This is a genomic window from Adonisia turfae CCMR0081 (genome assembly GCF_011009555.1).
GTDB lineage: Bacteria > Cyanobacteriota > Cyanobacteriia > Phormidesmidales > Phormidesmidaceae > Leptothoe > Leptothoe turfae.
Map to the genome: position 1 here is coordinate 6,501,989 of NZ_QXHD01000004.1, position 17,362 is coordinate 6,519,350.

General features: G+C 50.3%; 12 protein-coding genes. 5 read left to right on the forward strand and 7 right to left on the reverse strand.

Features of this window, described 5'->3' with window-relative positions; all coding sequences use genetic code 11:
- Positions 1 to 26: 26 nt before the first annotated feature.
- From zwf to DXZ20_RS31525, 4 genes are all read left to right on the forward strand, one after another.
- The gene (gene zwf / locus DXZ20_RS31510; protein WP_163669125.1) at positions 27 to 1,556 is read left to right on the forward strand and encodes a glucose-6-phosphate dehydrogenase; all 1,530 of its coding nucleotides are present in this window, start codon (positions 27 to 29) and stop codon (positions 1,554 to 1,556) included.
- Positions 1,557 to 1,688: 132 nt separating this feature from the next.
- Positions 1,689 to 3,029, forward strand: a complete 1,341-nt coding sequence (gene opcA, locus DXZ20_RS31515) for a glucose-6-phosphate dehydrogenase assembly protein OpcA (RefSeq protein WP_163669127.1) — start codon at positions 1,689 to 1,691, stop codon at positions 3,027 to 3,029.
- 504 nt (positions 3,030 to 3,533) lie between these two features.
- Complete coding sequence (locus DXZ20_RS31520) at positions 3,534 to 4,718, forward strand: HhoA/HhoB/HtrA family serine endopeptidase (protein ID WP_163702796.1); 1,185 nt, start codon at positions 3,534 to 3,536, stop codon at positions 4,716 to 4,718.
- A gap of 270 nt (positions 4,719 to 4,988) precedes the next feature.
- Positions 4,989 to 5,405, forward strand: coding sequence for a hypothetical protein (locus tag DXZ20_RS31525; protein WP_006519597.1), 417 nt, complete (start codon positions 4,989 to 4,991; stop codon positions 5,403 to 5,405).
- A 525-nt stretch (positions 5,406 to 5,930) separates the two neighbouring features.
- Here the strand turns inward: DXZ20_RS31525 and DXZ20_RS31530 are convergent.
- The 7 genes from DXZ20_RS31530 to DXZ20_RS31560 all read right to left on the reverse strand — a co-directional run bounded on the left by DXZ20_RS31530 (position 5,931) and on the right by DXZ20_RS31560 (position 14,967).
- On the reverse strand, positions 5,931 to 7,367 hold the full coding sequence (locus tag DXZ20_RS31530) for a carotenoid oxygenase family protein (protein WP_163702797.1): 1,437 nt from the start codon (positions 7,365 to 7,367) through the stop codon (positions 5,931 to 5,933).
- 64 nt (positions 7,368 to 7,431) lie between these two features.
- A complete protein-coding gene (locus DXZ20_RS31535) occupies positions 7,432 to 8,406 on the reverse strand; it encodes a hypothetical protein (RefSeq protein WP_163702798.1) in 975 nt (324 codons plus the stop codon).
- A gap of 226 nt (positions 8,407 to 8,632) precedes the next feature.
- Entirely contained in the window at positions 8,633 to 9,664 is a 1,032-nt protein-coding gene (locus DXZ20_RS31540; RefSeq protein ID WP_163702799.1) for an endonuclease/exonuclease/phosphatase family protein, read from the reverse strand.
- 158 nt (positions 9,665 to 9,822) lie between these two features.
- A complete protein-coding gene (locus DXZ20_RS31545; protein WP_163702800.1) occupies positions 9,823 to 10,350 on the reverse strand; it encodes a hypothetical protein in 528 nt (175 codons plus the stop codon).
- A gap of 87 nt (positions 10,351 to 10,437) precedes the next feature.
- Complete coding sequence (locus DXZ20_RS31550) at positions 10,438 to 12,165, reverse strand: serine/threonine-protein kinase (protein WP_163702801.1); 1,728 nt, start codon at positions 12,163 to 12,165, stop codon at positions 10,438 to 10,440.
- A 53-nt stretch (positions 12,166 to 12,218) separates the two neighbouring features.
- Entirely contained in the window at positions 12,219 to 14,390 is a 2,172-nt protein-coding gene (locus DXZ20_RS31555) for a mechanosensitive ion channel domain-containing protein (protein ID WP_250565128.1), read from the reverse strand.
- Positions 14,368 to 14,967: an FHA domain-containing protein gene (locus DXZ20_RS31560; protein ID WP_163669146.1), complete on the reverse strand. Its 600-nt coding sequence runs from the start codon at positions 14,965 to 14,967 to the stop codon at positions 14,368 to 14,370. Before DXZ20_RS31560 ends, DXZ20_RS31555 begins: the two co-directional genes overlap by 23 nt.
- 297 nt (positions 14,968 to 15,264) lie before the next feature.
- Between DXZ20_RS31560 and DXZ20_RS31565 the strand changes: the two genes are divergently transcribed.
- A complete protein-coding gene (locus DXZ20_RS31565; protein ID WP_163702802.1) occupies positions 15,265 to 17,265 on the forward strand; it encodes a protein kinase domain-containing protein in 2,001 nt (666 codons plus the stop codon).
- Positions 17,266 to 17,362: the final 97 nt, after the last annotated feature.

Consider the following 17,362-nt stretch of genomic DNA (forward strand, 5'->3'; position numbering starts at 1 on the left):
CATTTTTATTTTCCCTTTACCCCCAAATGGTTTCTCTCCTCGAAAATCCCCTCCGCGTTGGTCTCCAGCAAGATCGTATTCCAGAGCCTCAGATTTTAGTTATTTTTGGTGCGTCGGGAGATTTAACCCAGCGTAAGCTGGTGCCCTCTCTCTATAAAATGCGCCAAGAGCGTCGGCTACCACCAGAGCTAACAATTGTGGGGGTATCTCGTCGAGAATGGAGCCACGAATTCTTCCGTGAGCATTTAAAACAGGGTATTGAAGACTACGGTGGTGGTATTCATAACCAGATGCTTTGGGAGAACTTTGCCGCTGGACTGTTTTACTGTCCGGGTAATATTGACAAGCCAGAGAGCTATCAGAAGCTGAAAGTCTTTTTAGCTGAGCTGGATGAGAAACGATATACGCGAGGCAATCGGCTGTTTTATCTGTCGGTTGCTCCACGCTTTTTTGCTGAAGCCACCCAACAGTTGGGGGCTGCGGGCATGCTGACAGACCCAACCAAGCAGCGTTTAATTATTGAAAAACCCTTTGGCCGTAACCTGGCATCGGCTCAATCTTTGAACCAAAAAGTAAGAGCGGTGGTGCCGGAGGAGCAGGTCTATCGTATTGACCACTATCTCGGTAAAGAGACCGTTCAGAATCTACTGGTCTTCCGATTTGCTAACGCCATTTTTGAGCCATTGTGGAACCGGCAGTTTGTCGATCATGTGCAGATTACGGTGGCAGAAACCGTTGGTCTAGAAGGGCGTGCTGGCTATTATGAGACTGCTGGAGCCCTGCGGGATATGGTGCAAAACCACCTGATGCAGCTGTTTTGCCTAACGGCGATGGAACCGCCCAATTCTCTGGCAGCCTCCAGTGTGCGGGACGAGAAAGTTAAAGTATTGCAGGCAACACGGCTGGCCGATCCTCTTAACCTGGATCGTTGTGTTGTGCGGGGGCAATACACCAATGGCTGGATGAAAGGACAGCCTGTACCTGGCTACCGCCAAGAAGAAGACGGGTTAGAACAATCGACGACCCATACTTTTGCCGCCATTGAGATGCGCGTCGACAACTGGCGTTGGCAAGGGGTGCCATTTTACCTACGTACGGGTAAACGGATGCCAAAAAAAGTATCGGAAATCTCAGTACACTTCAAGCAGGTGCCTCACCTAATGTTCCAGTCGGCGGCAAAGCAGATGAATGACAATATTCTGGCCTTGCGAATTCAGCCCGATGAAGGTATTTCCATGCGGTTTGAAGTGAAAACACCGGGCAGTTCTTTGCGGACACGCTCAGTAGATATGGACTTCCGTTATGATGCAGCTTTTGGTAAACCCAGCACCGATGCCTATGCCCGCTTGTTGGTGGATGCCATGCTTGGGGATCAAACCCTATTTACCCGAGGAGACGAAGTAGAAGAATCGTGGCGGGTGCTTACACCAGTCTTAGAAGCTTGGGATAGCCCAGCCGATCCTGCCCAGATTCCGTTATATGAAGCAGGTACATGGGAGCCAGTAGAGGCCGAATTCTTGCTGAATAAAGTCGGTCGTCGTTGGCGAAGACTTTAGTTATACGTTTATTAGTTATTAGTTATTAGCCATTTCAACCCAAAGAATCAATAACCAATAACTAGGACCCAACACCTCAAACCTCAAAACTTCCACCCCCTGACCTTACTATTCAATTGCGCGGTTAAAGCCATGGTGACCTCTCTAGTTACGCTACAAAAGCCTAAAGACATTTCAGTTGACGATATTGAAGCCGAGCTTCGGGAGATATGGCATAACTATGCTGCTGATGCTTCCGGTGTAGCGACGCGAGCCACGACGTTTAATGTCATCATTTATGAGCCAGAAGAGATTCAGCAGTTGTTGGCAACTCTAGGCTTTTATACCAAGCCTATTGATGGGCAGCATGGGCCAGAGACAAGACGTGCGATCGCAATCGCCCAGCAAACCTATGGCTTACCCATTACCAACCGGGTGGATCAAGTAACTTTACAGCGTCTGCGCGATGAGTTTCGGGCCCTATCTCCTGAGCTGCGTCGCTATACAAATGCCGACCTGCGGGGCTTTAGCCTTAACGAAGCCCTAGCGGCCCAAAACCCTTGTCGGGTGATTACCCTTTGCCCCACCTTTGGCGATGAAGATACTGGAGTTACGGCCCAGGTGTCTGCCTACTGCCCGATTCAGAAAAGCAGTAACAGTCGTCTAGTGTGCTGTGAATACATTACGTTGCGAGGTACGAAGAAAGCGCTGGATCGGGTGGATAACCTGGTTAAATCTTTAGTGATTGACGATCTGCCTAAATTTATCTGGTGGAAAGCTACACCTAATCCAGAGCAGCTTCTATTTCAGTCCATGGCCTCCCTCGGTAGCTGCATAATTTTAGACTCCAGCTACTATGGCAATCCTGAGTCAGAGCTACTAAAGATCCATCAGCTAGTGGACAGCGGTACTAAAGTGGCTGACTTAAACTGGTATCGTCTGGCTCCGTGGCAAGAACTATCTGCCGCTTCCTTCGATCCACCTGAGCGACGGTTGGCATTGTTGGAAATGGACCAAGTGGGTGTCGACTATGAGAAAGGTAATGCCGCCCAGGCACTACTGTATCTTGGCTGGTTAGCCAGTCGTCTACAGTGGCAGCCTGAAGATTATCAATTAGAAGGTGGCGACTACGATTTACGACGCATTACCCTCAAAGGTAACCATGGCCGCTCCATTGATGTGGAATTAGCTGCTATTCCGGTGGCTGATGTGGGGGAAGTGCTGGGTGATTTGACCGGCTTGCGGATGTCATCGACTAATCTTGATGCTAACTGCTGCACCATTCTCTGCTCTGAGACGGCAGGCTGTATGCGAATGGAGTCTGGTGGGGGTGCGCAATCTTGCTATATCCAAGAAGTAACAGCTATCTCTGACCAACGTTCTGATTTGTTATTAGAACAGCAGCTACAGCGCTGGGGTGAAGATGTGCTGTTTGAGGAGAGTTTGGCGGTTACAGCTCAAATTTTGAAGCTGTTAAATAATGCTGAGAAGTAGTGAGTAAGAGGCAATTGCTGACGCCTGGATTTTAGGTTTCAGGTGCCAAGGCTCCGAATTTAGCAAACCTGATTGTATGAATAATCCCGTAAGGGCAGATCTTATACGACATCCTGACTAATAGCACCCGGTACCGAAGGGCATCCACAAGGGGGGTGCCCCTACAGGATTGTCCATTTTTAATCGGGCTTAATGAATTCGGATTCGATACTATATCTGTTCTAGGTACAAAAGAGCCAGGCATAGCTATGCTTGGTTCTTTTGTTGTTTGAGCATCTAACTTAATGTTGCATTTAAAGCCTTATTCTGATCTTTCTCCATAAGGGACAGTTCAGCGCTCCGGAAGCATTGCGTGTGACTGCATCTGGAAGACATCACTCCTTATTTTGTAGGGTTATCCTGACTTTCAAAGTCTTAAAGACGTTGCAAACTATGAAGAAAGACTTAAACCAGGTTTGACCATGGACGGTCAGACCGCAACCCGTTGAATTGAGAGCACGTCCCATGCGTCAGATCAGGAACTACGCGTTAGTTATTGTCCTCAGTGTGGCATTGACATTAACCTCGTTGAGGCTATTTTCTAAATGGATCATCCCACCAACCATTGCTGAAGTGGGAGCGCCTGCAGCGCAGCTCGTACAGGCTTCAAGGATTCCAGATAGCCCCCATAATTTTGTTGCAGCGGCGGTTGATCGTGTGGGTCCAGCCGTTGTTCGTGTGGATACGGAACGTACGGTTGCTACCCGTGGACCTGATCCATTTTTTAACGATCCGTTTTTCCGTGGTTTCTTTGGCGAGGATGCATTTCCTCAGTTACCCCAGGAATATCGTCAACAGGGGCAAGGGTCTGGCTTTATTGTCGACGACAGTGGTTTGGTGCTGACCAATGCCCATGTAGTGAACGGCGCGGACAAGGTCACCATTACCCTGCGGGATGGCCGTACCTTTGATGGCGAAGTGAAGGGAACTGACGAACCTTCTGATTTAGCAGTTGTTAAGATTACAGGCGATAACTTACCCGTAGCCCCTGAAGGAGATTCTAGCCAGCTACAGGTGGGCGACTGGGCAATTGCTGTGGGCAACCCGCTAGGTCTGGATAATACAGTTACTTTAGGGATTATTAGTACTCTCAACCGTTCTAGCTCTCAGGTGGGTATCCCAGATAAGCGTCTGGACTTTGTGCAGACAGATGCGGCCATTAATCCGGGGAATTCCGGTGGTCCTTTGCTCAATGAACAGGGAGAGGTCATCGGCATTAATACCGCTATTCGGGCTGATGCAGAAGGGATTGGCTTTGCGATTCCCATCAATAAGGCAAAGGAAATTCAAAGCTTTTTGGCTCAGGGTAAGAGGGTGCCTCACCCATTTATTGGTATCCAGATGACCAATCTGACGGTAGAGCAGGCGAAGCAGATCAATGAAGATCCAAACTCTGTGCTGACGGTGCCTGAGACGGAAGGTGTGTTGATTGTGCAGGTGGTGCCAGATAGCCCTGCGGCGAAAGGTGGACTGCGGCGTGGTGATGTGATTGTCAAAATCGATGATGCCGCTGTGACTAATGCCGAACAGTTGCAAGATGTTGTTGAGGGTAGCAAGATTGGTCAGGCGTTGAAATTCGAGGTAATTCGGGGTGATCAAACGAAGAATCTGACCGTGCGACCTGCCGAGTTGCAAGAGGCGGCTCAATAGGTTTTAGGGGCTGGGCTGGCCTTCGGCTTGAGACTTCGGCTTGAGACTTCGGCGTGAGCTCAGTCGAACGCTTAGTCGAACGCACAAGCCACAGCCCCTACAGGATTATCCATACCAAATCCGAATGCATTACCCCCGATTAAAAGTGGATAATCTCATAGGGGCATATCCTTATGGTTGCCCTTCGATATCGGGGACAGGTAACCAGGATTTTGTATTAGTCAAGATCTGTCAAGGTTTGTTGGCCATTTGTTTTGAGGAGTAATCACCATGTTGTTATGCCAAATTGAAATGCAGGCTTTGGATCCTGTTGCTCAGGAGCCGACGTATTATATTGTTGGTCGTTATGGCTTTGATCCAGGTCTGCAGGAACAGGAGGAAGTGTGGATTAACTGGCAGATATGGGATAAAAAGTTTGAGATTAAGTCGAAGGTTGTTGGGCGGCGGAAAGAGATTTATGTAGATGGTAAAAGTATTGCTCTGGGGATGAGCGAGAGCGAAAAGGAGAAATTTTTGGTGATTTATCCCGACGGTATTGAGACGTTATCAGATGGGGCTAGTTTGTTTTTGCTGAGGATCTTTGTAGAGGCTATAGATAAGGAACAGTTGTTTGAAGTGCAAAAGGCCCTTGCCCAGGGTGAGCGTAGGCTGAGACCGCAGGGGCAGTTGCCTAAGACAAAGCAATAGTATTGAAAGACGTTCCATGGAACGTCTGTACATTTCCTGTACATTTACAAAGACGTGATATACATTTGGAAACAGCCATGGGGATTGCTAACCCTGCACAGAGAAAAGCTCTCAAAGCAATAATAGAAAATGGTGGGTGAGGGGCTCCTGGCGTAGTGCTTCACCGCCGGTGTATTGATAGGTGGATGCTTCACTCATAGGATATGTGTTTTAGTAACATGTCGCTGAAGATATCGAGTACCTCCGCTAAATAATCACCTTCTTTGGCTAGAGATGTTGCTTGGGGTCCCTCCGAATTCCCTTTCCGGAAGTAGTTAGGCTATCTCATGTAGGCAAACTGGGGTTTGCCTGGGTAGGGCCGGGACGCTGCCCTACAACCCAACGTATTAGGTTATCCTTAATTGCATGATTTGAGGTTACGGCGGGGTCGATTGTATTTGTTCTGCATTGACCTCCTGTAGGGGCTGTGCCTTGTGCCTGCCCCGTGACATCATGTGCTATTAACCAGGATTAAACAGGTCATAATCACCGAGATTTCCAAGTTCCATGAAATCCAAAGGGAATAATCTCGGGGAGTTCCAACACACAAACTGGGCCTGCTTCTAGGTTGTCGGCTTGTAAAATCTGGACTGTGCTTTGGTCGTGGTTGCCGTCGAAGACGATGGTGAAGATCCAGCCGGAGCCTTGGGAATTGGGGACGTAGATTGGTTCGATGGGATAGCAGCCTTTGGGAAATGTTATGAGGTTGGTATGGCCATCATCAGGGTCTAAACAGCCAATACTGTCGAAGTATTCTTCGTTTTTGGGATTGGCTTTGTAGCAGAAAAAGAGAGATTTATGGTGATGCCCTATATCATTGGGAGATGTCATGGGGAATTCGCTGTCTAGGCCAAACAGTGGTTCGTTGGATAAGACTTTGCCTGCGATCGCATCAATCTGTAATCGAAAAAGTCTTGATGAGGCTTGGGTTTTGGGAAATCCGGTGACAAATTCTTGCAGCCACTGATTGGTATCAAAATTTGAATAGCGGGCGTAGTCGATGATAATAGAGTCATCATCTGCTTGATAGCCATTGCCAAAGTGCCATTGATACCAGGGATCGGTGGCAAACCGTGAGACTTCTGTTAGGGTATTTCGGTCGACAATGATAACTTGGGTGCCATGTTGGGGTTTCCACTCCATGGCATCGCTAAAGCCCTTGGTGCCCAGGAGGATGGGTAACACTGATAAGACTACAGGAGGGATGAGAAAAATTAGATAGGGACCTGCTATGACAAAGTCGTGGACTAAGGTGGTCCGAAGCAGTGGAATCTGGCTTTGTTGGCGCATCTGGCCAGAGGCATCAAGGTGGTATAGCTGAATGGAGTTTTTAGCACCGAGGACAACGCCAAAATTGTAAATGTCTCCGGTTTTTGGATCCCGTTTGGGGTGAGCTGAAAAGGGCTGCCCTGGCTGTAGGTAGCCCAAGTTATCTAAGCCGATGGTGTCTAGGGTGTCTAGATCTAAGGCGTGAGGGTTACCCGCTTCCCAAAGGGCCAGGAGCTTATCGGGTAGGGCTAACACAGAGGTGTTGGCTGCATTTTTGGGCTGAGTGCCCCAGCGTTTCCAAAACGGGCCGGGGGCCATTTGCCCATAGCCCCCATATAAATATTCGTCAGCGGCGGCTTCTGCCTGGAATCCCTGGGTTTGAACGTAGCGATACAGCCCGGTTGCCCCTGCATCGGTAAAATGAATGGCCAGGATGCCGCCATCGCCATCAAACCAATGGTGGGTGGTTTGTCCGCCACGCTGTAGACGGCCTGCTCCATTGCGATATAGGCTGCCTCTCAAGTCTGCTGGGATTTGCCCCGCTAGAACGGGTAGGGTAACGGGACCAAATTCGACGGCAGGTTTTGCGATCGCACGAGACCAGAGGGGTTTACCTTGGCCAAAGGTGTCGCGATCTCGCGTGGGGGCTTGCATCACAGTTTCGGGGGCATCAACATTTACCAGTATAGGGATGCAGATGATATCAACTAATCTGTTATTAGATAAACGCTTGCAGTTCCTGGCGTAGTCTCTGATAAAGCTGATTCTGAGTTTCGCCCAGGGCCTCACGGGCGTCTTTGCGTTTTTGGAGGCTATAAAACAGGGCTAGATTGCGTAGCTGATCGGCATCAGGCATTAAATTATGATCAAAGTTTGGATGCCTGGCTGTGTTATCCATTTGCCCATTGGTGGAGCCTAGGACAGCGGCTAATTTCTGGTGGCGTAGGGTTAGTGCTTCATTGCTGCCCACCCGGATGGGGGCTGGCACCACTTTGACAACAATATAGTCGTGGGGAAATGGCTGGGTGCCATCTTCGGGAGTTTGTAGCTGTAGCTTATGCAGCTTAAACTTAGAGCCATCTACAGTCTCTTTGAAAAAGACATAGGCTCCATACCGTAGACGTGCTTCCCCTTCTCCCCCATCGCCATATAGATCGAGACTACTAAGAAAGATGCGGCGTTTTTCTTTTCTGACGGTGTTTACTTTCTGCATAACATCGAAGGTAACACCACCAAAGGGTAAAAAGGAGCTGAGAACCATACCAAAGGTATTTTTGATGGTTTGGAGACCCTGGCCAATGTCTTTGTTCAGGCTAATCTCCCCGGGGAGTTCCATGATCTCCACTTCCAGATGGACTCGGTCCAGGGTGGAATACTTTTCTTGCGAGTAGATATACTCACACAGCAGATTGTCTCTGACGATGCCGGCTGGAACGTCATTCTCGAAGAAGTTAATGGCTTCTACCATGGGAGCATTGCCATACTTGAGACGAGAACGGACCAGCAGATCGTTATCGCTTCTACTGTCGTAGGTTTTTACAATTAACAGACTCTCTAAGGTGACGAGAAATGAATCTCCTTCTTTGGCAACAGGATCTGTCGCAGATGGCTTGGCATCTGCGGGCCTGAGGGATGCTCCTGTGGCTGCATCTAACTCATTTAAGGGAATAAACCAATGGGGAGTGGGGTGCATATTTTCAGTGCCGATTTCTATACCGTTTAGGGCTAACGCATCATCATGGTTAGAGAGCGTTAGCCATACTCAATAAAAGCTCAAGCCTTTGAAAAATTGAGCAATACGGTACAGTATCGCCTCTTACCTCAGTTTACCCGCGCTCATGGGGAGCTTCGGGATATTTTAGGTATTCTTTACTGGGTGAGGGAGCCTACCCTGAGCGTGTCGAAGGGGGGCATGGGGATTACTTGGCGGGGCGGTATTCGAACTGGGCACGGATAATGCCGTGGTCTGAGGAGCCGTCTTCTTTGTGGTTGTCCCAATTGAGGTGGTCGTTGCTGACATCCATGCCCTTAAAGGCCCACAGACGCTGGCGTGAGTTGTCGTAAAATTCTTGGGATACCAGAATATGATCTAATGACTCTCGGAAGTTTTGGTAGATGTGGGTGTAGTACACGTTGCGATCGCTACGGTACTGCTGTAGCCGACTCACTGCATAAAGGTCCACATCGCTACCGCCCTGTTCTAATCCACTCAAAATATAGTTGGGCTGTCCAGTCAAAATATTTAGGGTATTGCTGCTTTCCCCATCGTTGAGATCCCCCAGAACGACCACCGGCTCATGGGTATTCTTCATGCGTTCTGTCAGAATCATCCGCAGGGCCGTCGCTTCGGCTGTACGGCGAATGGTGGAAATGGCTGAGCCTAGGGCTTCACTATGCTGTCTATAGTATTCATCTTCATCCCGGTACCAGCCTTCGCGGTAGACCTTAGTGGGGGCTTTGGACTTAAAGTGAGCGACATAGACGGAGATGGGAGACGATTGCGATCGCACCTGCACCTGAAAATGCAGGACTGGTCGGGAGAATCTGTTGACATTGACAGAGATGCCTGATGTTTGGGCGTCATCGCCACCGCTTTCCAAAATAAATTTCTCTGGAAATGCGTCGATCCATTGGGGCTCGCCAACCAGAATATCTTTGCGTACTGCCCCGGCACAGACAATCCGCTGTCCACGATGGTCTTCAGGCACTAAGAGCTGATAATCGTCCAGTTTTTTATGGTCGAAAATATCTTCTAGTGCACCTGTGTGCCAGAGTTCCTGGAATCCCCAAACATCGGCCTCATTGTTGAGAATGGTACGACGGCTCCACTCTAGCTTGCGTTCGTAGGCTCCTTTATCCCAGCCGTCTAAATCAGAATAGATTCTTAGGCCTGGACGGTTAATGTTGTATAGATTAAATGTCGCAATGGTGAACTGGGTACGTCGGGCCATGGGAGTGCTAACGAATAGGGCTAAAAATAAGACAATTTGAGCGGTTTTGCAGACAATCTTGCAGACAATCTCTAATTCCTACGGTTCTTAGGAGTTAGATTTCTGACTGTATTAAAGGCATTAAAGATGCTGCATTAAACGACTTGCTACGGCCCGATTCACGGACTACCAGACGTTTTAGACGTTTTTGTCCGTTTGCGCGGTTGTAAAGGATTCACAATTTCATAAGGATCACTCCATTCACTGAGCGATAGCTGTAGACCTGTTAGGGGCAAGCGAATGTCGTTGAGGGTGAGCTGGCCAATGTGTTCCAGGTGCTGGTGATACTGCCGTTGTCGGTTTTTCCAACGGTGAGAATTGTGATATTTGCGATGACAGGAGCCGCAAAGCAAAGCCACCGGGTCTGATCCCGTTTGTTTTGATGCAGTCTTGTGCTGAACAGTGGGGGTATGCTTCTGCAGTTTGGTCACGTGGAGGGCCCAGCGGCGTGGGTGGGCTGCGATCGCCTCTACTTCATTACCAATGCGTGCAGCAAAATCGTCCAGGGATTCGTCATGACGCCGACAGTGTCGTCCACAGGTCCTGCATTGCCAATTTGCCGCTTGCTTGAGTGCAAGGGCATGGGATGGTTTTGCATTGTGGCTGGACGATGGCATTAACGTAGAAACACATTGGTCTTGCGCCATAGCTTAGCGCTAAATGACAGTTTTGCAAGGGGGGCATCGCCAAATACATCTGTAGGCTTGATAGTTTCAGCCTATGTGCAGGCTAAACTAACGAGCCTGTATGACCCGCACAAACGATGAATCCACGATGCGGGGCTGCCCGTCGATCAGCTGCACTGTAAATGTGCGTGCTTCTCTCTGGATTGCGCCATCGCTATACACATAGGTGTTCTGGCCCTCAAACTCGATGCCTTCGGAGGTTTGGTTTTTGATTCGCAAATTCTCAACCGAGACCTGCTGAAACTGTTGAAAGAATTCGGGGTTAAAATTCTGGGCTACGCTGCCACTGGTTTGTGCCTTGGCCTGATCCCAGGCCTGACTGGATAGATAGGCATAAAAAGTCGTGACAACGGTTTGGGCCGTGGCTGGCGTCAGGGCTGCTGCTGGCTGCTCCGGTGACTCTGTTGTCGGAGCCTCATCCGGCACTATTTCTGCGTCTAGTTCCCCAGGGGGCTCGCTTGCTTCAATGGCAACTGGTTCCTCCATGGGGGGACTCTCTGAGGTGTCTAGAGCTGGGGTCTCCAGGTCCTCAAGGGGGGCTGCCTCTGTAACAGGAGGCTCAACAACCGGAGCCTCAACCGGAGCTGGTTCTGTTGGTGCCGTGGGCGATTGACTGGCGACTGGAACCTCAGCGGTATTCGAGGTGGCTGATGTGCAGGCTCGCCCCATTAGGAGGCCGATGCCCAAGATGGCTACACCGATGATAATGGCTGGTATCTTCTTAATCGTGTTAGTCGTGTTAGTCGTATTAGTCGTGGACGGCGGCGGTACGACCTCTGTAGCCATGGAGGTTTTGGCCCGGTTTGGCGGCTGGGGCTGGGGGGCCATTGCCGGTACCGTCAGCGCGGTGGGCTGAGCTGGTGGAGCCGGTCTGCGTGCGCTGGATGTGGCACTTGCCCCGGTGCCAGTTACATATTGCCCTAGGCCCTGCGGCAAAGACTGTAGGGCCCTGAGGGCTTCCTTGGCTGATGGATAACGCGTACGGAAGTCGTAACGTACCATGGTGTCTAAAATCGTGATCAGCTCCAGGGGACTATGGGGCACATAGCGATGCCATTCCAGTTCTCCGGTTTGGGCATTGGGCATTAACTGTCTAGGCGGTTGGCCGGTGAGGGCCTGAATGCCCATAATGCCAACGGCATACACATCGCTGCTGAACTGGGGTTGACCGATTAATTGCTCATTGGGCATGTAGCCCTGGGTGCCAATGGAAATGGTGTGGCTAACGCCAGACCCTGCCGGTTGAGTACCGGCTTGCTTAACCGCGCCAAAGTCGATGACAACGATGCGATGATCGCTTTGTCGGCGGATCAGGTTGGATGGTTTTAAGTCTCGATGGATCACCCGATTGTCATGGACAAAGGCCAGGGTTTCTAGCACATCGGCCAGGAAATCAATGACTTTAGGAATGTCCCAGGGGGCTGTTTTGAACTCGCCCTCCAGGGAATGGCCTTCAATCAATTCTTGGGCCAGGTAAAACTCTCGATTTTCTTCAAAGTGGGCCAGTAAGTGGGGAATCTGTGGATAGGACCCCAGCTGGTAAAGAACTTTAGCTTCTGTATCAAATAGCCGCCGAGCAACCTGTAATCCTTTAGCATCTTCCACCTGGGGTTTAAGCTGCTTAACCACACACAATGGATGCCCTGGCAGATGCAAATCCTGGGCTCGGAAGGTTTGGCCAAAGCCGCCACTGCCTAACTGCTCGACGATTTTGTACCGGCTACCTAGGGGTTGGTCTGATCCGGATTGGCGGGATCGGAGGAAGTTTAGGTCCATGGGGATTAGCAGGCAGAGTGAGCAGCAGAATCAGGAAAGGAAAACAAGGGGGGTCAATGGGTGGTGTCCTGGCGGTAATTGGGATTGGGGACAACGATTTCGGTTTTAATTTCGGTGTCGCCCTCCGTGATGTCTTGGTTTGAAATTACTGGATCTGAGGGGGATTCTATATCTTTCTCCAGGGCAGCTGGTGAATCTTGATAAAACTGATAGAGGGCCTGACTGGCCTCGAAGTCTTGACCTTCGATGGTGGTGGCGATCAGCCCCTTATGCAGTAACCATTTGCCGACTAATGTGGCTCCTTCATGGGTGTAATCCCGTTTTTGCTCTAGCCATTCTACAGCCGCTGTGCCGGTAAAGTATGTGGGGTCACTGTCCGGTTCCTCTGGATGAGGTTGCAGGGTGATACCCTGTGGTCCTTGCAGGGCATCGGCCAGGGCTTCTAGATCAAGATTTACCAAAAAGTCAGGCAGTGGTGACTTGGGGTCTACCGTTTGCTCAACGGGTGGCTCGATGGGGTCCTCGGGGACTTCTGCTGTCGTGTCGGTGGCTGGGGGAATGTAGGGGGAGGGGATACTGCGGTAGCCGTCCGAAATACCAATGGACTGCTGTTTAAGGAGTTCTAGAATGTCGTCTAGTTGGGGCGATCGCAAGTGTAGATCCTGCTGAGGGAATGGCACCTCAATATCGTAGTGGCGCAGGCTGGCCTCGATGGCGTAGTTAAGGTCGCTTTTGACGCGAAATTGTTTGCGGGGTTCTCCCGTCCACACCATAATGTCAAAATTTAGGGCACTATCGCCAAAACTTTGGAACCAGACTTCTGGCTCAGGTCGCAACAAGACTTCAGGATGACGTTTAACGGCTTCTAACAGGGCGGTTTTTACCTGGGAAATGTTAGAACCATAGGCAACACTGACCGGCACCCGTAAACGAGAGATCGAGTCACCGTGACTCCAGTTAATGACTTCACTCTCTAGAAAACGAGAGTTTGGCACAATAATGGTGACTTTATCTAGCGTGTTAATCTCTGTGCTACGGGCTCCCACCTGCTTGACAATGCCAACTAAGTCGCCAATTTTAATAAAGTCTCCCACTTGAATCGGGCGCTCTAGGGTGATGATAAAGCCGCTGATAAAGTTGTTGGTAATGTTCTGAACACCAAAACCAATACCTAGACCCAACAAACTGGCTAAAATTGTCAGGGAGCTGGCGTCAATTCCCAACAGCTGTAGCAGAACAATAATGCCCAAAAACAGCAGAACATATTGAACTAGAGCGCTGAGAATATCTTGCAGTCGGGCTTCGACTTGGGCCCTGCGGAGGATATAGGTGCGGAAGAGTCTAGAGATTAACCGGGCGGCAAACCAAAGTCCAATGGTGAGGGCTAGCAGCAGCACCATTCTTAAGGCAGAGTATTGGTTGTCGCCCAGGGTGATGCTTTCGGCAGTCAGCAGGGTGGCAATGGTATGACGCCATCTACGTAGCTCTGGAAACAGATCGGTGATGTAAATGGCAAATGTCAGCCACAGGCCTCCTTTTAAGCTGATTAACCCCAGCCGCCAGAAGAACGTAATGGGTCTTTCCCATACGGTGAATGGGCCGGTGGTGGTGGTAAACCACTGGGTTAGGAAGCGAGAACTGATGCGACCAAAGGTGCGGAGGAAGAGGTGAATTGTCATCGCAATTCCCAACACCATTAGACTGTAAAGTAAGGCCCGGCGTAAATAGTTGGGCCGTCGTTCTAGCTGCCCTCTACGGATAGCGGCTTCTAGCTCGTTTGCCCAATCTTCAGCCTGCTGTTCCAGACGATAGCCAGGCCTACTTAAATCCACCTGGGTGACGGTGGCTATCAGGTCTTCACCGTCTTCACCCTGGCTTTGGAGATAAACTAACCCCGTCTCTTCATCAACAACAACTTCAATATTGGGTGGTTCAGGTTTCTGTACTTCTTCCCTTAACCGTTTATTAATGCTGTTGGCTCGTTCAAGGGGAGTGAAATCAGCCACTCCACGGACATCAAAAACTCTCCGTCCATTGACCACAACTTCTGCTGTCGATCTGTCTATTGGCTCGTCCACCTCAACTGTCTGAGACTGAGCCGGTAGTGTCAAGTTTCCCCAGGTAAAAACCACCAGGGATAGACAAAGCAAAACCCAATATTTGCAGCGGCGCACCAGGGGGGTAACTCTATGGTCTTGTGGGCTATGGTTTTGTGGGAATCTCAAGGGCACCAATTTCCATATTGGAGAGGTTTAAAGATGATTCTGCCGGGTCGTCAAGGGTGGGGCGAGCTCGGTTTAATAACGCCTGGCCTCCCAGCCATAAACCGATGCCCATTAACAGTAGAATGCCACCCCCGATCAGCCATCCTAGAATAGCGTTGGGCTCTGCGGTTGCCATCTCACTTTTAGCCAGGTGGCTATACTCACGATTTAATTCAGTAGAATTCGCATCGGTGGTGTTGATAATCATGGCCGTTAACTTAAACGGACCAATGCGGATGGTGTCTTTAGGTTTAAAGATTTGACCATTTTTCTGAATGGGTCGACCGTTGAGAAAAGTGCCATTGGCGCTTTTGTCTGAAAGGTATAGCTGCCGGTTGGTCATGGAAATCACCGCATGGCATCGCGATACCTGCTGGTGGATCAATTCCAAATGAGATACCGGTTGATTTTCTAGCTGTGTTGGCATTTTGCTAGTTTCACGGCCAATGGCAACGGGCAGTTGACGCGAAGCATACTGGGATTCTCCCGTCACCGGATCTTCCCAGTTAAATTGGATAACGACCGGTTCACCTGACATGGGGGCGTTTGTTCTAACGATACGACGGTTTCGAGGACGATCTTACTCTACTCGTTATAAAGACGGGATGTATTTAAATTCAGTTCAGAAAAGTCAGTTCAGAAATTTCAGAGGCAGTGGTCGGTCAGCAGGACTGTCTATTTCGCAGGCTAGTTCCTAGGTGAAATCGCTAGGTTAGGACCGTACATCTGCCTAACTTAGTAACTCTATTAACGACTGCCCATCATGCGTTTGCTGAGGGTATGGGGGCAATTATATTAAATCCACTTCAGGCATTACTGCTCTTGGGATCGCCGTATGAACCTGATACAACTATTGGGTGTTAAATCTAAAGAAACACTCGGAGGCCGATACAAACTTATCCAACCCCTTGGTCAGGGTGGGTTTGGCCATACCTTTTTAGCAACCGACTTACATTTACCCGATCATCCAACCTGTGTCATTAAGCAGCTCAAGCCCCATCTACAGGATGCTGAGAGCTTAACGACGGCTAGACGTCTGTTTGAAACGGAGGCCCGGGTGCTTTACCAGCTGGGTGAGCACTCTCAGATTCCGCGTTTGCTGGCTCACTTTGAAGATGGCCAAGAGTTTTATCTAGCCCAGGAGCTGATTGAGGGAGAGTCTCTGTCTACGTTGATTCAACCGGGGCAACCCTGGTCTGAAGCTAGGGTACGTCAGTTGCTGATAGAAATGATGACCCCCCTGGCTTTTGTCCATGGGCAAGGGGTGATTCATCGCGATCTCAAACCGTCTAACCTGATCCACCGTCGAGCCGATGGTCATATGGTGCTGATTGACTTTGGGGCCGTTAAACAGGTCAGTGAAAGGCGGGAAAACGGCGAAGTTACGCGCACTATCTCCATTGGCACCCAGGGGTATATGCCTAATGAACAACTGGCTGGCAATCCCTGGTTTAGTAGCGATATTTATGCCGCAGGTATGATCTGCTTGCAGGCGTTGACGGGGACTCGACCCCACTTGCTACAGCGTGACCCTCGCACCAGCGAAGTTCTCTGGCAGAGTCCTGATTTAGACATTAGTGATGCCTTTCAGGCTGTTTTGGCGCGCATGGTGCGCTATGACTATCGCGATCGCTATCCAACGGCAACGGAGGTTTTGACTGACCTACGGTCTTTACCGGCGATGGCGAGTGAACCCATTGCGACTGGTGCTGTCAGTGGATTACCCACCCAGATGGCTGCGCCCGCAAAGCCCTCTAAGAGCCCAGAGATAACACCAGACTCGGACCAGGGCCACATTGAAACAGTCTCCATATCAGCGCCAACTCAAACGTTCCCCGTTGAAAAGCTGCAGGCGGTTACTCGTTCTCTGCAAGATGCTACCCAGGCAACCGTTGAGGCGTTGCCCACCCTGCTAAATAGTCGCCAAAGCCGCTGGTCAATTTTGGGATTAAGCATTGTGGCCGTCGTGGCATTGGGGTTGGTACGCAATGGCCAAACCTCTGCCAACCTCACCTCCCAGCCTGAAGCTGCGCCTACGGTAGCGGTAGTTCCTGCTGAAGCGACTCCGGCATCTGAAGCCGAGTCTCCCCAGACTGCAGAGGGTAGTCCATCGGCGGATTCTGAGCCTGGGAGTGCCGCTGTAGAACCCGCTACTCCAGGGGCTACAGCAGTGCCGACCGCAGCACCGACCGCAGCACCGACCGCAACACCAAAGACACCCACAAAAGTGGCGGCACCGGCCCAGCCCGCTGCCCAGCCCGTTGCCCAACCATCCTTAGATGAGCTTTTCGCCAAGGCCAGTGATTTGCGCGATCGCAACCATTATAAAGAAGCGCTTCAGGTGTATGACCAGTTGGTGGAACGCAGCCCCGACAAGGTTGAGGCCCATTGGGGACGGTGCTATAGCCTGAACCAATTGAAGAACTATGGTCAGGCGGTTGAAGCCTGTGAGTTGGCCCTGGCAATCGCCCCTGACAATATCCAAGCATTGTGGAGTAAAGGCTATGCCCTGGAACAGCAGGGACAACCCCAGGCCGCATTGGTTTTATATGACCAGACTTTGGAAATCGACCCCAGTTACACCGAAGCGTGGAACAATCGAGGCGGCATTATGTTGCAACAGCAGCGGTTCCAGGATGCGCTAACTGCCTACGATCGTGCCCTTGAACTGGATCCGAATTTTGCAGAAGCCTGGAGTAATCGGGGAGCAGCCCTGTGGGGACTGCGGCGGTTTGATGCTGCGATCGCATCCATCGAAAAAGCCATTGAACTACAGCCAGATTATCCAGAGGCCCAGGCATTACGAACCCAAATTCGTCAAAAACTAGGTCGTTGAAGCGGTCGAGCATTATTACCCAACACTTGATGAAACATTTCAATCTGTTGGGCCGATGCTTCGATGGGGTTGACCATCATTAGCCAGGTTACCCCTT

Excerpts from the sequence above, each read along its gene's own strand:
- zwf (WP_163669125.1), top strand. The coding sequence starts at position 27 with ATGGTTTCTCTCCTCGAAAATCCCCTCCGCGTTGGTCTCCAGCAAGAT.
- opcA (WP_163669127.1), top strand. The coding sequence starts at position 1,689 with ATGGTGACCTCTCTAGTTACGCTACAAAAGCCTAAAGACATTTCAGTT.
- DXZ20_RS31520 (WP_163702796.1), top strand. The coding sequence starts at position 3,534 with ATGCGTCAGATCAGGAACTACGCGTTAGTTATTGTCCTCAGTGTGGCA.
- DXZ20_RS31525 (WP_006519597.1), top strand. The coding sequence starts at position 4,989 with ATGTTGTTATGCCAAATTGAAATGCAGGCTTTGGATCCTGTTGCTCAG.
- DXZ20_RS31530 (WP_163702797.1), bottom strand. The coding sequence starts at position 7,367 with ATGCAAGCCCCCACGCGAGATCGCGACACCTTTGGCCAAGGTAAACCC.
- DXZ20_RS31535 (WP_163702798.1), bottom strand. The coding sequence starts at position 8,406 with ATGCACCCCACTCCCCATTGGTTTATTCCCTTAAATGAGTTAGATGCA.
- DXZ20_RS31540 (WP_163702799.1), bottom strand. The coding sequence starts at position 9,664 with ATGGCCCGACGTACCCAGTTCACCATTGCGACATTTAATCTATACAAC.
- DXZ20_RS31545 (WP_163702800.1), bottom strand. The coding sequence starts at position 10,350 with ATGGCGCAAGACCAATGTGTTTCTACGTTAATGCCATCGTCCAGCCAC.
- DXZ20_RS31550 (WP_163702801.1), bottom strand. The coding sequence starts at position 12,165 with ATGGACCTAAACTTCCTCCGATCCCGCCAATCCGGATCAGACCAACCC.
- DXZ20_RS31560 (WP_163669146.1), bottom strand. The coding sequence starts at position 14,967 with ATGTCAGGTGAACCGGTCGTTATCCAATTTAACTGGGAAGATCCGGTG.
- DXZ20_RS31565 (WP_163702802.1), top strand. The coding sequence starts at position 15,265 with ATGAACCTGATACAACTATTGGGTGTTAAATCTAAAGAAACACTCGGA.